This is a genomic window from Collinsella sp. LCP19S3_C9 (assembly GCF_052121575.1).
GTDB lineage: Bacteria > Actinomycetota > Coriobacteriia > Coriobacteriales > Coriobacteriaceae > Collinsella.
Window position 1 is genome coordinate 13,855 of the sequence record NZ_JBQKDZ010000004.1, and the last position, 14,176, is coordinate 28,030.

The 14,176-nt window shown below is 59.4% G+C and carries 10 protein-coding genes; 6 read left to right on the top strand and 4 right to left on the bottom strand.

Going from position 1 to position 14,176, the window contains the following annotated elements; translation table 11 throughout:
- Window positions 1–494 precede the first annotated feature (494 nt).
- Both ACTQXI_RS02790 and arcA read right to left on the bottom strand, forming a co-directional pair.
- The gene (locus tag ACTQXI_RS02790; protein ID WP_441048611.1) at window positions 495–1,619 is read right to left on the bottom strand and encodes an aminotransferase; all 1,125 of its coding nucleotides are present in this window, start codon (window positions 1,617–1,619) and stop codon (window positions 495–497) included.
- Window positions 1,620–1,881: 262 nt separating this feature from the next.
- On the bottom strand, window positions 1,882–3,123 hold the full coding sequence (gene arcA, locus ACTQXI_RS02795; RefSeq protein WP_427719159.1) for an arginine deiminase: 1,242 nt from the start codon (window positions 3,121–3,123) through the stop codon (window positions 1,882–1,884).
- 548 nt (window positions 3,124–3,671) lie between these two features.
- On the opposite strand from arcA, the gene ppk1 reads away from it, so the two are divergent.
- The 5 genes from ppk1 to ACTQXI_RS02820 all read left to right on the top strand — a co-directional run bounded on the left by ppk1 (window position 3,672) and on the right by ACTQXI_RS02820 (window position 9,895).
- Window positions 3,672–6,080: a polyphosphate kinase 1 gene (gene ppk1 / locus ACTQXI_RS02800; protein ID WP_441048610.1), complete on the top strand. Its 2,409-nt coding sequence runs from the start codon at window positions 3,672–3,674 to the stop codon at window positions 6,078–6,080.
- Window positions 6,081–6,166: 86 nt separating this feature from the next.
- Window positions 6,167–7,495, top strand: coding sequence for a 23S rRNA (uracil(1939)-C(5))-methyltransferase RlmD (gene rlmD, locus ACTQXI_RS02805; protein WP_427748199.1), 1,329 nt, complete (start codon window positions 6,167–6,169; stop codon window positions 7,493–7,495).
- 177 nt (window positions 7,496–7,672) lie between these two features.
- Window positions 7,673–8,215: a DJ-1 family glyoxalase III gene (locus tag ACTQXI_RS02810; protein WP_441048609.1), complete on the top strand. Its 543-nt coding sequence runs from the start codon at window positions 7,673–7,675 to the stop codon at window positions 8,213–8,215.
- Window positions 8,212–8,793, top strand: coding sequence for a Maf family protein (locus ACTQXI_RS02815; protein ID WP_441048608.1), 582 nt, complete (start codon window positions 8,212–8,214; stop codon window positions 8,791–8,793). The genes ACTQXI_RS02810 and ACTQXI_RS02815 overlap by 4 nt, the downstream gene beginning before the upstream one ends.
- Before the next feature lie 100 nt (window positions 8,794–8,893).
- Complete coding sequence (locus ACTQXI_RS02820) at window positions 8,894–9,895, top strand: P1 family peptidase (protein WP_427794874.1); 1,002 nt, start codon at window positions 8,894–8,896, stop codon at window positions 9,893–9,895.
- 362 nt (window positions 9,896–10,257) lie between these two features.
- On the opposite strand, the gene ACTQXI_RS02825 is transcribed toward ACTQXI_RS02820, so the two are convergent.
- Both ACTQXI_RS02825 and glf read right to left on the bottom strand, forming a co-directional pair.
- The gene (locus ACTQXI_RS02825; RefSeq protein WP_441048607.1) at window positions 10,258–11,289 is read right to left on the bottom strand and encodes a glycosyltransferase family 2 protein; all 1,032 of its coding nucleotides are present in this window, start codon (window positions 11,287–11,289) and stop codon (window positions 10,258–10,260) included.
- On the bottom strand, window positions 11,282–12,484 hold the full coding sequence (gene glf / locus ACTQXI_RS02830; RefSeq protein ID WP_427729079.1) for a UDP-galactopyranose mutase: 1,203 nt from the start codon (window positions 12,482–12,484) through the stop codon (window positions 11,282–11,284). The genes ACTQXI_RS02825 and glf overlap by 8 nt, the downstream gene beginning before the upstream one ends.
- Before the next feature lie 231 nt (window positions 12,485–12,715).
- Between glf and pta the strand changes: the two genes are divergently transcribed.
- A complete protein-coding gene (gene pta, locus ACTQXI_RS02835; RefSeq protein ID WP_427718446.1) occupies window positions 12,716–13,696 on the top strand; it encodes a phosphate acetyltransferase in 981 nt (326 codons plus the stop codon).
- Window positions 13,697–14,176: the final 480 nt, after the last annotated feature.

Here is a 14,176-nt window from a genome sequence, read left to right on the forward strand (position 1 = left end):
TATATCCAAAATCAACCCATACTTCCACCTTGCCCCCGAACGGTTTTTTATAGGGGGTGAACGGCATACACATATACTTCACGCATGGCACACTTCATCTTAATAAAGTGTATTTACGTGCTTAAACGCGTTTTCAATCCAAAAATCAAATGAAACTAAACTTTGTTAAACCACCCTCAGTTTGCATATTTCGCGCAACGATATGAATAGAATTCGCAATTCTTGCTGCATCTCAACCATTTTGAGTTTTATTCAAAAGAAAGTTCTTCCTATTCATTTTTTGCAAACAGATTACCGTTTACCAGACGTTGGATACCGTTCACCGGAAGCTTAGTATAAGGCCCGTCGAATACCCGATCGATCTTGCGTCTCCATTTGTAACAACTTGACTTTTCCGGCGGCAAAGACAAACAGACCCGCCCCCAAAAGGGGCGGGTCTGCATTCGGTACACCTAGGGCCAAGTAAGGTTTAGGCCTTCGCGGGCCTCAAGGGATTAGCAATCGAACTCGGCCAGTGCCTCGCCCAGAAGCCTCAAGCCCTCGCGAAGAACATTTTCGCTCGCGCAGTAGCCCAGGCGTGCGCCGCAGGGAAGCTCAAAACGGCTGCCGGGCACCAGCAGCACTCCCCTCTCGGACAACAGGCGCTTGCAGAACTCCTCGTCGTCCTCGGGAATATCAAGCCGGATAAACGAGGTAGACACGCCCTGCGGGGCCGTCCAGGAAACGCGATGTTGCGTATCGATCCAAGCCTGCACGATATCGCGATTGCCAGACACGATCTTGCGGTTGCGCTCGAGAATCTTGTCCTTGTGCTCAAGCACATAGGTCGCCAGGGCATCGTTGAACACGCCGCCGCAGATCATGGTGTAATCGCGATAGGTGCGGATGCGATTGGACACCTCTTCGTCGGCCACGACCCAACCCACGCGGGCTGCAGGCGTCGAATAGGTCTTAGACACCGAGTTGGTGACAATGGCCTTCTCATACACGTCGGCCATCGACATAAAGGACTCGGTGTTCTCGAGCGGCAGATATACCTCGTCACACAGCACGTAGGCGCCCACCGAACGGGCGATCTCGGCAATCTGACCGAGCGTATCGGCATCAAGCACCGTACCGATGGGGTTCGATGCGTTGTTGATGCAGATGAGTTTCGTGTTGGGACGCACCAGGCGCTTGAGCTCCTCGATATCGGGCTTCCAGCCGAGCTCCTCGCGAAGCTCCCAATACTCGACCTCGGCGCCCAGTGTACGCGGGATCTCGTAGAGCGGCGCATAGGTAGGCCACTCGGCGATGACATGATCGCCGGGCTCGACCACGGCCATGATGGCGTTGAGGTTGGCACCCGTGCAGCCATTGGTCTGCAAAATGTGATCGGGATTGACCTCGCGACGATAGAGCTTGGCGACCTCAGCCTTAAACTCCGGTGAACCCTCGATCCAGCCGTAGTTCATCTTCTCGCGGTCCAGGCGCTCGTAGAATGTGGCGCCGTCCTGCTCGTCGAGCGCGCGCAGCTCGCCCATGGTAAGCGAGGAGATCGTCGACTGGGCGATATCCCACGTAGCGCTCTTCTCCCAAACGTTAAGCCACTCCTCAACGCCGATCGTCTTGATATCCATGGTTAGGCTCCAATCGCTAGAACACGGGGATGATGCCGGCGAAGGTCATGGGAATCGAGATGATGCCCAAAAGGCAAAGAAGCCGACACCGTTGGGGGGGTATCAACGTGACTGCCCCTGGTCATATGGGCCGCCTTATCTGATGTTAATTAAGCTTCATTAAACAAGAATGGGGCGGTGCGAAAACCCGCACCGCCCCATTGGAAGACATCTAATGGCAGCTAGATGTTTGTATTAAGACCCGTACGGATCTTTGAAAACCTTAGAGGTCCTCGCGCCAGAAGGGCATGCTCATGCAGCGCGGGCCGCCACGGCCGCGGGAGAGCTCGGCGGAGGGCACGACGAGAAGGTCCAGGCCCTCCTTGTACAGCACGTCGTTGGTGACGGTGTTGCGGGCGTAGACGCAGATCTTGCCGGGCTCGACGCACAGGGTGTTGGAGCCGTCGTTCCACTGCTCGCGGGAGGCCGCGATCGGGTCGCCGCCGCCGCAGGGGATCAGCTTGACCTGGTCGACGCCGGTGGCGTCCTCCAGGACGTGCTCGAGGGTGTCCTCGATCAGGCGGATGTTCACGTCGCCCGGGTTCTTGCCGGCGGTCAGCTCGTAGACGCGCAGGGTGCCCATGATGGCGGGGTGGATCGTGAACTTATCGACGTCGATCTGGGTGAAGACCGTGTCGAGGTGCATGAAGGCGCGCGAGACCGGGATGTCGAAGGCCAGGATGCGCTCGACCTTGGAGTCGGAGTTCCAGAAGATGTTCTGGGCCATGACGTCGATAGCGGCGGCCTGGGTGCGCTGGGAGATGCCGACGGCGAGGGTCTTCTCGTTGATGTTCAGCACGTCGCCGCCCTCGGTGTGGAACTGGCAGTCGCGGCGGAAGTACAGGGAGACGTCCTTGTAGTCGGGGTGGTACTTGAAGACGTACTTGCCGTACAGGGTCTCGCGGTTGCGGGTGACCGAGTACATGCGGTTGAGGTTGACGCCCTCGCCGACGACCGCGAACGGGTCGCGGGTGAAGTAGAGGTTGGGCATCGGGTCGATGATCAGGTCGGACTCGGACTCGGAGTTGACCAGGGAGTCGAGGGTCGTGGAGGCCGTGAGGGGCATCTCGATCTCGGCCTTGGTCATGCCGGCCATGGTCTTCTTGACGAACTCGAGGTTGTCCTCGATGGAGTCCAGCTTCTCGCGGACGATCTGCGGCATGTGCTTCCCGCGGATGCCGGCCTCGGCGATGTACTGGTCGGTGAACTCGGCGCGGGCGCCGGGGACCTGGTCGAACACCTCGGCGACGAGGTTCTCGAGGTAGAGCACCTCGACGCCCTGGTCCCTCAGGATCTGGGCGAAGGTGTCGTGCTCCTGCTGCGCGACCTCCAGGAACGGGACGTCGTCGAACAGGAGCCGCTCGAGCTCGTCGGGCGGCAGGTTGAGGAGCTCGTCGCCGGGACGGTGCAGGCAGACCTTCCTGAGCTTGCCGATCTCGGAAGGCACGTGCAGACCTTTCGTCATGGCCTCCTACCTTTCTTTCGGGCCTTACTGGCCAAATGTATCAGCGCCCCTCCGTATGGAGCGCTGCTTGCTGACAGCTCTAGTTATATCCAATTTCCACCCGCAATTCCACCTCGCCCCCGAACGGTCAACAAACTACGATGAACGGTATATCGCATATGATTTCCCATGATGCACTTCAGTTTCATAAAGCAGATTTTCCTAGGTAAACGTTATTTTTCTAGGAAATCAAGATTGAACACTCAAAGTTATCCATGATTCAAAATTGCATAGCGAAAACGGTTTTCTGCATATAAATGACGCTTGTCCTCGATTCGACCTAAATTCGATTATATTCAGCTTGCTATCATTCTTATTCATACATTCTCACCAGTTGAGTGAGGATATAGATCGCTTGTTCAAAGCACCGGACGTTAGTGCTTCGGATCGTCAGCGTAATAAGTAGGTAAAGATACCGTTCGCGCGATACGTATGTGCCATAGGTCGACTAAATTGAGACAATAGCAAACAGTGTTAGGCTACCGTCCCTTTGGGGACTGAACGGACAGATGCATATGCCGAGCAAAATCGAAAAGAAGCAGAACGCCGCCAAGCTGCGCAAGAAACCGCGCGATTTCTCGTATACGCAAAATCGAGAGCTTAGCTGGCTGCGCTTTGATAACCGCGTACTCGACGAAGCCTTCGATGAGTCTGTGCCACTGTTCGAGCGCCTTAAGTTCGTCTCGATCTTCGAGTCAAATCTCGACGAGTTTCTCATGGTGCGCGTGGGCGGCTTGTCCGATCTGGCAGAGCTCAAAAAACAGCCCGTCGACAACAAGAGCAATATGACCGCCTCCGAACAGGTCGATGCTGTCATGGCAGAGCTGCCCGGGCTCCTTACCCGCTGGGAGTCGATCTTTAAGAGCATCGAGGACAAGCTCGACGCTTTGGGCGTTCACCGCGCCCGCATCGATTCGCTTACGCCCGAGGAACATACCTTTGTAACCCGCTACTTCCAGGCCTACGTATCACCGGTCATCTCGCCGCTGGTCATCGATCCGCGCCATCCCTTCCCCAACCTGCGCAACGGCGCGCTCTATCTGGCTTGTGGCCTGGACGGCATCACCGACGAGGAGAGCCTGCTGGGCCTTATCGAGATTCCCACCTCGATGAACCGCGTGGTCGAAATCCCCTCGCCCACCGGCACCTACTCCTACATTCTGCTCGAGGACGTCATCCTCGCCTGCCTGGACAGCTGCTTCGGCTCCTATAAGCCGCTCGACCGCGCGCTCATCCGCGTCACCCGCAACGCCGACATCGATCCGGACGGCGAAGGCGTCGAGGAGGAAGAGGATTACCGCCAGCACATGAAGCGCATCCTCAAGAAGCGCCTGCGCCTGCAGCCGGTGGTGCTCGCCGTATCGGGCTCGCTCGAAAAGCCAACGCTCAAGACCATCCGCAAAGCGCTCGAGCTTTCGCGCCGCTCGGTTTTTACCTGCGATATCCCGCTCAACCTGGGCTACGTCTTTGGCATCGAGGGCAAAATACCCGAGCATTTACGCAACGAGTTGCTCTTTACGCCGTTTAGGCCGCAGCCCAACCCCACCATCGATATGACCCGCTCCATCCGCGATCAGGTGCTGCAGCACGACAAGCTGCTCTTTTACCCTTACGAGACCATGAATCCGTTCTTGGACCTGGTGCACGAAGCAGCCTACGACCCCGAGTGCATCTCGCTTCGCATCACGCTCTACCGCGTGGCCAAACAAAGCCGCCTGTGCGAGTCGCTCATCGATGCTGCCGAAAACGGCAAAGAGGTTACAGTGCTCATGGAGCTCCGCGCCCGCTTTGACGAGCAAAACAACATCGAATGGGCCGAGCGGCTGGAAGAGGCCGGCTGCACCGTTATCTACGGCTCCGAGGGCTTTAAATGCCATTCCAAGATCTGCCAGCTCACCTATCGCGAGGGCATGGCGCTTACCCGTCTGACGCTTTTGGGTACCGGCAACTTTAACGAGAAGACGGCCAAGCTCTACAGCGACTTTATGCTCATGACCGCGCATCCCGGCATCGGCGAGGACGCCAACCTGTTCTTCCGCAACCTGTCGCTGGGCAACCTGCGCGGCGACTACCGCTTCCTGGGCGTGGCGCCCGTGGGCCTCAAGCCGCTCATCATGCGCGGCCTGGACCGCGAGATTCAGCGTGCCCTTGTCGGCGAGCCCGCCCGCGTGTTCTTTAAGCTCAACTCGCTTACCGACCGCGAGGTCATCGACAAGATCGCCGAGGCATCGTGTGCCGGTGTGCGCGTGGACATGATCATCCGCGGTATCTCGTGCCTCAAGCCCGGTGTTCCGGGCAAGACCGAGAACGTGCACGTGCGCTCCATCGTCGGACGCTTTTTGGAGCATGCGCGCGTCTATGCCTTTGGCGTGGACTCGGATATGATCTACCTGAGCTCGGCAGACATGATGACGCGCAACACCGAGCACCGCGTGGAGATCGCCTTCCCCGTGCTCGACCCCACCTGCCGCGCCCAGGTGCACGAGTACATGGGCATGCAGCTGCGCGACAACGTGAAGGCACGCAGTCTGACGAGTGACGGCACCTGGATTCCCGTGGAGCGCAAAGACGGCGAGAAGCCCTTCAACTCGCAGGAAGCTCTGCTGGAGCGTGCCTATCGCAACGCCGAGGCCGTCGCCAAGGCAGAACCTACGCTCGCATCCAAGCCTGAGCTCGAACCGCAGCCGGCCGCACCCGAGGTCCAGAAGGTTCAGGCAACCGTCATAGAGCCTGAGTCCGAGCCTGCTCCTCGGCCCCAACCGCAGACGGCCAACCCCGCGTCCGAGAAGGGCGCCCGCCGCGAGAAGCCCGCTGGCAAGACCAAGACCATCGAGCGCCATCGCCCCGGTCGCGTGCGCATGGGACTGGGCCTGATCGGCCTAGGCCTTAAGACGCTCATTACCGGCAAGACGAAATAGACGTTTGTAGAAGCGCCCCGTATTTGAGGAATACCCCAAATACGGGGCGCTTTTCACTGCTACCATGGTTGCGAACAATACCGCGAATGACAGGCAGGAACATGAAGCTCACCATAGAATCGATGACCTACGGCGCCGACGGACTGGCGCACGCCGACAACGGCAAGGCCGTCTTTGTGCAGGGCGCCGTGGCAGGCGACACCGTCGAGGCCGAGATCGTGCAGGACGGCAAGTCGTTTATGCGCGCCCGCACGACCGAGATTCTGGAGCCGGGCCCCGATCGCATTCAGCCCCCCTGCCCCTTCGTGGGCGTCTGCGGCGGTTGTTCGTGGGGCAATCTCTCGCGCACCGCGCAGCTTGCCGCCAAAGAGCAAAACCTGCGCTCCACGCTCGAGCGCATTGGCAAGTTCGCCCCCGAGCAGGTCAACGATCTTGTCCAGCCCATCCGCCACACCAAGGACGACTGGGGCTACCGCAACAAGATTGAGCTGGAGCCCACCCTCGTTAACGGCCGCGTTCGCCTTGGCATGCACGGCGTCGATCCCAGCAAGATCGTCACCGTAGATTCGTGCCCGCTGTTCGATAAGCGTTTTCCCAAGGCGCTCAAATCGGTCGTCGGCGCGCTCAACTATCTGAGCGGCAGTCACGATCTGGGTCTGGAGCGCGTGGGCATTCGCGCTTCGCGTCGCACCAAGGCGCTCGAGGTCGCACTTTGGACGCCCACGGGCTCCTTCCCGCGCTCGCAGGTCTCGCGCGTGTTGGCAGACGCCGCTCGCCCCACGAGCGTAGTGCGCGTCATGAGCAAGGGCGAGAAGAAGGCCCGCCGCGTCTCCAAGGTGGAGATGCTCGCCGGCGAGGGCTCCTGGACCGAGAACATCGCCGACGGCCAGATGCGCCTTTCGGCCCCATCGTTTTTCCAGGTCAACACCAAGGGCGCCGAGATTTTGATCGAGCTTGTCATGGAGGCGCTCGACCCGCAAGAAGACGAGCTTGCCATGGACCTGTACTGCGGCGCCGGCACCTTTACCCTGCCGCTCGCCCGCCGCTGTGATTTTGTTGCCGCCGTCGAGGCCTACGGCCCGGCCGTGCGCGACCTGCGCCGCAACCTCGAGATCAACAAGCTCGATAACGTCGATGTCATCGGCGGCGATGCCGTGCGCGAGTTCCCCGACCAGGATGCCGATGTCCTGGTAGTCGACCCGCCGCGTGCAGGTCTGGCACCCGAGGCAATCGACCTCATCGCCAGCACGAGCGCCCGCGACGTGGCCTACGTGAGCTGTGATCCGGCGACTTTGGCACGCGATCTTAAGCGCTTTGTCGAGGAAGGAACCTTCTCCCCCGTCAAGATCACGCCGGTCGACCTGTTCCCGCAAACCTTCCACTGCGAAACCGTCGCCCATCTCAAGCGCAACTAGACTGTTTGCCCAAGACCACACCCGATGATTTTTCTGGGACGGGGATAAAAATAAATTTGTTCCGAATGATTATTTAATCCCCGTCCCTTTTTAAACATTGGGAAATCGAGCGTGGCAAGCATAGGTCTTCGGGGTATAAGACGGCTAATTGTATGCCGCCTTACGAAAGGAACTCTCATGCCCAGCGTTGCCGTTCTCGCCGCCGATGGCTTTGAAACTATTGAATGCCTGACCATGGTCGACGTCATGCGTCGCGGCGGCGTGCGCGCCACGCTCGTCTCGATCATGCCCACACGCGAGGTCGTGAGCTCGCTGCAGATTCCCGTGACCTGCGATGCGCTCTTTGATGAGATCAACTTTGAGGAGTACGACTGCATCGTGCTGCCCGGCGGCCTGCCCGGAGCCACCAACTTGCGCGCCGACCAGCGTGTCTGCGATGTAGTCTGCGAGTTCGCCGCAACCAAGCACGTTGCCGCCATCTGCGCCGCCCCGTTTATCCTGGGCGAGCTTGGTCTGCTCGAGGGACACCGAGCCACGTGCTTCCCCGGCTTTGAGAAGAGCTTCCCCGAGGGTGCTTATACCGGCGAGAAGGTCACGCAAGACGGCAACATCATCACTGCCAGCGGCATGGCACAGTCACTTCCCTTTGCCTTGGAGCTGCTGCGCACACTCGCCGGCGACAAGGCCGTCGAGAAGGTTGCCGAGGGCATCCAGCTATGATTTTGGCTTCGCAATCGCCGCGCCGCATAGAGCTGATGCGCGAGGCGGGCTATGACGTTCGCGTAATTCCCGCAGATATCGACGAAACACCTTTTGATGGCGAAGCTCCGCTTACGCTTGTCGAACGCTTGGCACGCGCCAAAGCCGCTGCCGTTGCCTCCGAGCACGCCAAACCCAACGAACTGACTGTCGCAGCCGATACCATTGTCACCTTTGACGGGCAAATTTTGGGCAAGCCGGCAGACGAGAACGAGGCACGCACCATGCTCCGCGAGCTTTCGGGCCGCACGCACCAGGTGGCAACCGGCGTCTGCATCGTTAAAGCCGGCGACGCTGCAGCTCCGCATGCCGCCGAAAGTCTGTCGTTTGTCGATGTGACCGACGTGACGTTCTATGAGCTTACCGAGGAGCAGATCGGGCACTATGTTGCCTCCGGCGAACCCATGGACAAGGCCGGAGCCTACGGTATCCAGGGCACAGGCGGCCGCATGCTCGTGCATGACATTTCGGGCGACTTCTACAACGTGGTGGGCTTACCCATCGCTCGCGTCGCACGTGCGATTCAAAAACTCTCGTAATTGCATCTGGCGCTGGGTATCCCCCGGCGCCTACACTTTTGCCGTACCGTACGGATCCCGACCGAGCATAAGGCCCGGCGGAAAACCGATAGGAGAAAACATGGACACCCTGCTCGAAGCCATTGACGTTTGCGATATCGATGGCTTTTGCTTTGGCAACTATACAGACGGGGAGGCCGGCACCGGCTGCACCGTAATCGTGGCGCCCGAGGGTGCCACCGGCGGCGTTGACGTACGTGGTGGCGCTCCCGCTTCGCGCGAGACCGATCTGCTGCGTCCCGAGAACACCGTCGATAAGGTCCACGCCGTCTGCCTTTCGGGCGGTTCGGCCTTTGGTCTCGAAGCGGCAAGCGGCGTGGCCCGCGAACTCGAGAGCCGCGGCATCGGCCTGCCCGTCGGCCCCACGCAGGTGCCCATCGTGTGTTCCAGCTGCATCTTCGACCTCGCCTTTGGCGATCCCACCGTGCGTCCCGACATTGAGGCCGGTATCGCCGCCGTGCGCGAGGCGCTCGACCATACCCCCACCACACTCGAGCAGGGCAATGTAGGTGCCGGCACCGGCGCCACCGTAGGCAAGCTCATGGGGCCCGCCACCTGCATGAAGGCTGGCCTTGGAGCTGCTGCCGTGGCACTCGGCACCGTCAAGGTGGGCGCCGTGGTCTCGGTCAACGCCTGTGGCAACGTGGTCGACCCAACCACCGGCGAGTGGGTGGCCGGCATGCGCGCCGCAGCCGATAGCGACCAGATCGTCGACATGGAGCTCGCCGCCCTTGCCGCCGCCGGCTCTATGAAAATGCCACTCGACCGCACCAACACCACCATCAGCTGCATCGTCACCAACGTGGAGCTCACTAAGGCCCAGGCCACCAAGGTCTCCCAGATGGCCGCAGACGCCTATGCACACGCCATCCGCCCCACACACACCACCAACGACGGTGACACCATCTACACCCTTGCCAGCGGCAAGCTGGGCAGCCAGGCAAGCGCCGCCGTTCCCCTAGACCTGCTGGGCATGCTCGCCGTAAGGGCCCTGGAAACCGCCATCGTAAACGGAGCCAAAACCGCCAAAACATCCCACGGCATCCCCGGCGTTGCGAAGTAAACTAGCTCGTCCGGTTGCCCGGTTGGCCTTGGTTATGTTTGCTGCTCTACAGTCCTGGCTCGCACGAAGAGCACATTAAGTGCTCTTCGGCTCGTGCGGAACTCGCGACAAACATAACCAAGGCCAACCGGGTAACCTACTCAACAAGATCTCTTTCAGCCCAGGCCCCTGTGTACCGCGCGTCGAAGATCTTCAAATTCAGCTTGCTGACATAAAGCGGGACATAGCAGAGGGCCCCTGGTCCTTAACTTGATACGAGTTCCGCACGCAAAGGAGGCGCCAGTGGCGCCTCCGTCTTGCGCAGGACTGTTCGAAGTAGCAAGTTAAGGACCAGGGGTCCCCGTTACCCGAGCGTTTATGCACTAGTTGAATTTGAAGATCTTTGAGGCAAGACGGTATAGGCCGAGTGTGGTTTTGTCTCCAGCCCGCCCGTGCAGGTTGGTAAAGAAGCCGACCACACCGTAGCGCGCACGACGATACATACGCTCGTCGTAGGCCTTCAAATCACTCCACAATGTCGTCAGGCGCTCGTCGGCGCAATCCTCATCGGAAAGCTTGGTAAGCACCGAACAAATTGCCATCATCATGGTGAAATAGCCCATCATGTACGCGCGCAGACGCGACGACTCGACATCGCTGTACAGATGGAACGACTCCATCATAATGCGCGTCACGCGAAACTGCTGGTCCAGACGTTTGACCATCGTGGCCTCGTTGACGCTCTGGCCCTCGCGACCGATAAAGTAACGATAGAGGTCGATGTCGGCGTAGTACATGGTCTTGCAGCGCGGCAGCGGCACATAGGCGTAGATATTGTCGACATAGAACGTGTGCGGCGGCATAGGCAGATTGGACGCGCGCAGCACATCCGTGCGATAACACAGGCTGTGCATGAGCAAATTCTGGTCCAGACGGAAATGGCCAATCTGGTCCCAGGTAAAGATCTTTTTGCGCGGCAGGGCAAACTTGTAACCAATAGCGGTATGCGTACCCTCGTAAACCTTCTCGTACACATAGTTCGAGATAAACAGATCGACGCGCTGGTCGCGCTCCTCAAAGCCACGCAGAATCGAAAGCATGGTCAAAAGCGCCGCACCGTCGAGCCAGTCGTCCGAGTCGACGACCTTGTAGTAGGTGCCCTGCGCCTCGCGCAGGCCCGAGAGGACGGCCATGCCGTGGCCGCCGTTCTCCTGATGCACCGCGCGGATGATACCGGGGTAACGCGCCTCCCACTCATCGGCCTTAGCTGCCGTCTCGTCCTTGGAACCGTCATCGACGATGATGATCTCGATATCGGTGGCGTAATCGCTCCCCTCCAGAATGGAGGTGATGCAATGGTCCATGTCCTTGGCGGCGTTATACGAGGGAATACCGAATGATATGACTTTATGCATGGCAGGCGATAATCTCATCCGAAAGATCGAGGGCAGAGTTGGTCACGGCATCCATATCGTAGTAACGATACTCGGCCAGGCGACCCACCGGGTGGAAGTTCGTCAGGTTCTGGACGCGCTCAAGATAGCGCTCATAGAGCTCGCGGTTCTCGGGCTCCAGAATGGCGTAATAGGGCGTCTCACCCGAGCCGGGCGTATAGGCCTTGGAATACTCCTTCATGATGGTGGTCTTGCCGGGCAGGACCTGACCAGTCATGTTCTTGAACTCGGTGATACGCGTGTAATCCTCGCTCGTGGTGTAATTGACGGTGCCCACGGGCTGGAACTGGTCCATATCGAGCGTCTCGAACTTCATGTCGAGCGTACGGTACGGCAGAGCGCCCAAGTCGAGGTTGAACAGCTCGTCGAGCGGACCGGTGTAGACGATCTCGCCGCCATAGACCTTGCCGTCGATCTTGACGGTGGTCTCGTCGATCTCAAAGAGGTCGCGGGCGTCCACGTCGCAGAACACATCAATCAGATCGTGGTCGAGCATATGCTCGAACAACGCGGTATAGCCGTCCTGCGGCATGCCCTGGAAGGGAGCCTGCGGGAAATAGCGGTCATCGTCGCCCACAAAGACGGGAACGCGGCCGGTGATCGAGGGATCGATCTGGTCGGGCGTCTGGCCCCACTGCTTCATGGTGTAATGCAAAAAGACGTTCTCGTAGACGTAATCGGCGACCTCGGCAAGATCCGGGTCGTTCTTCTTGCGCAGCTCCATGATGGGCACCTTGACGTCCTTGCCAAAGGTCTCCACGAGCTTCTGATACAGCTCCTCGCCGCGCTCATCGCCAAAGGCGAGCTTGAGGCTCGCGTGGTTAAAAGGCACGGGCATAAGGGTGCCGTTGATGTTGGCGAGCACCTTGTGCTGGTAGTCCGTCCACTTGGTAAAGCGCGACAGAAAATTGTGGACGCGCTCGTTAAAGGTATGGTAAATGTGCGGACCATACTCGTGGACCAGGATCCCGGCCTCATCAAAGCAGTCGTAAGCATTGCCCGCAATGTGGCCACGGCGCTCCAAAACGGCAACGCGATAGCCGATGGTCTCGGCAAGACGGCGGGCACAAACGGCACCGGCATACCCGGCACCGACGACAATCATGTCGTATGCGCCGGCGTTAAAGCCTTCAGGCAGGCCTGAGGTAATCTGCATCGATACTCCTTGTCAAAAGCCACGGGCTCGTTAGCTGGGCTTTTCTCGAACATTCTTCGAGACATATTTATCAGAGCGATTATAGCGCTAATGCGTCCTATAATGAGCTTGCCACACAAGGAAAGCTCAAGCACCCCGGCGTACATATTTGAAAGGTAAACCCGCTAGCAGCGGGTTTATTCGTGGAAAGCCGGGTGCCTGGAGCTTAGCGAAACGCTTGTAAGGAGTAACATGAGCGATTTCCTAAACCGTATGAAGTCTGCCGCCAAGGCCGACCTTAAGACGATCGTCCTGCCCGAGGGCGAAGATCCGCGCACCATCATCGCAGCTACCAAGATCATCGAGGAGGGCTTGGCAAAGATCGTCATCTTGGGCAACCCCGACGAGATCAACGTTCCCGGCGCTACCGTCATCGACCCGCGCAATGCCGAGAAGCACGAGGAGTACGCGCAGAAGTTTGCCGAGCTCCGCGCCAAGAAGGGTGTCACCATCGAGCAGGCTCGCGCCCAGGTGATGGACGCCACCTACTTTGGCACCATGATGGTCAAGATGGGCGATGCCGATGGCCTGGTCTCCGGCGCCTGCCACTCCACCGCCGACACTCTGCGCCCCGCGCTGCAGATCCTCAAGACCGCCCCGGGCACCAAGCTGGTCTCGGCCTTCTTTGTGATGTGCACCGACACCCCGCAGTTCGGCACCGACGGCACGCTGATCTTCGCCGACTGCGGCCTCAACATCAACCCGTCCTCCGATGAGCTCTCCGAGATCGCCATCGCCTCCGCTCACTCCTGGTCCACCTTCATGGGCAACGTTGAGCCGCACGTGGCTATGCTCTCCTACTCCACCATGGGTTCCGCCGGCGGCGAAGTCGCCAAGAAGGTCCAGGAGGCCGTGAAGTTCTGCAAAGAGAAGGCCCCCGAGCTCGCCATCGATGGCGACCTGCAGCTCGACGCCGCCATCGTCCCCAACGTCGCCCAGCTCAAGGCTCCCGGCTCCTCCGTTGCCGGCAAGGCCAACGTGCTCGTGTTTCCCGACCTCGAGGCCGGCAACATCGGCTACAAGCTGGTCCAGCGCTTCGCCGGCGCCGACGCCTACGGCCCCATCCTGCAGGGCATCGCCAAGCCGGTTAACGACCTTTCGCGCGGCTGCTCTGCCGACGACATCGTGGGTGTCGTAGCCATCACCGCCGTCCAGGCTCAGATGGCTGAGTAGCGGACGTATCCCCTCGGGACCCTACAGGGTAAAGCTCTGAAAACGTCCTCGGACATGCATGAAGCCCCCGCTGCGCACTTCGTGCGGCGGGGGTTTCATGCGTCCTGCGGAATGTTTTCAGAGCTTTACCCTGTAGGGTCCCTGCCGCCACGTGGTGCTCAGGGGATCTGGAGTGGACGGCGGCTTGGCTACGAGTTGGGGCTGAGAATCTGAATGGATGGGTGCCGTTGCTGGGGGGCAAACGATGCGGATATGGTCACTTTGGATTTGAAAGGCTGATAGGGCCTCGGCGGTTGTTGTGCCGGAAAGCGTGTCCCGGTTTGAAGGCGGATTGCGGGATGTAGCTTCCACTTGGGGGCTGTTTGGGAAACTGCGGGACGGAATTTTGCTTTGTTGTGGGTCGTATTTTCCGCAACGTGCCTCAACCGGAAAGCGTGTCCCAGAATTTGTGCTCGAAACGGGATGGAGTTTCCGCTGTCC

Excerpts from the sequence above, each read along its gene's own strand:
- ACTQXI_RS02790 (WP_441048611.1), bottom strand. The coding sequence starts at position 1,619 with ATGGATATCAAGACGATCGGCGTTGAGGAGTGGCTTAACGTTTGGGAG.
- arcA (WP_427719159.1), bottom strand. The coding sequence starts at position 3,123 with ATGACGAAAGGTCTGCACGTGCCTTCCGAGATCGGCAAGCTCAGGAAG.
- ppk1 (WP_441048610.1), top strand. The coding sequence starts at position 3,672 with ATGCATATGCCGAGCAAAATCGAAAAGAAGCAGAACGCCGCCAAGCTG.
- rlmD (WP_427748199.1), top strand. The coding sequence starts at position 6,167 with ATGACAGGCAGGAACATGAAGCTCACCATAGAATCGATGACCTACGGC.
- ACTQXI_RS02810 (WP_441048609.1), top strand. The coding sequence starts at position 7,673 with ATGCCCAGCGTTGCCGTTCTCGCCGCCGATGGCTTTGAAACTATTGAA.
- ACTQXI_RS02815 (WP_441048608.1), top strand. The coding sequence starts at position 8,212 with ATGATTTTGGCTTCGCAATCGCCGCGCCGCATAGAGCTGATGCGCGAG.
- ACTQXI_RS02820 (WP_427794874.1), top strand. The coding sequence starts at position 8,894 with ATGGACACCCTGCTCGAAGCCATTGACGTTTGCGATATCGATGGCTTT.
- ACTQXI_RS02825 (WP_441048607.1), bottom strand. The coding sequence starts at position 11,289 with ATGCATAAAGTCATATCATTCGGTATTCCCTCGTATAACGCCGCCAAG.
- glf (WP_427729079.1), bottom strand. The coding sequence starts at position 12,484 with ATGCAGATTACCTCAGGCCTGCCTGAAGGCTTTAACGCCGGCGCATAC.
- pta (WP_427718446.1), top strand. The coding sequence starts at position 12,716 with ATGAGCGATTTCCTAAACCGTATGAAGTCTGCCGCCAAGGCCGACCTT.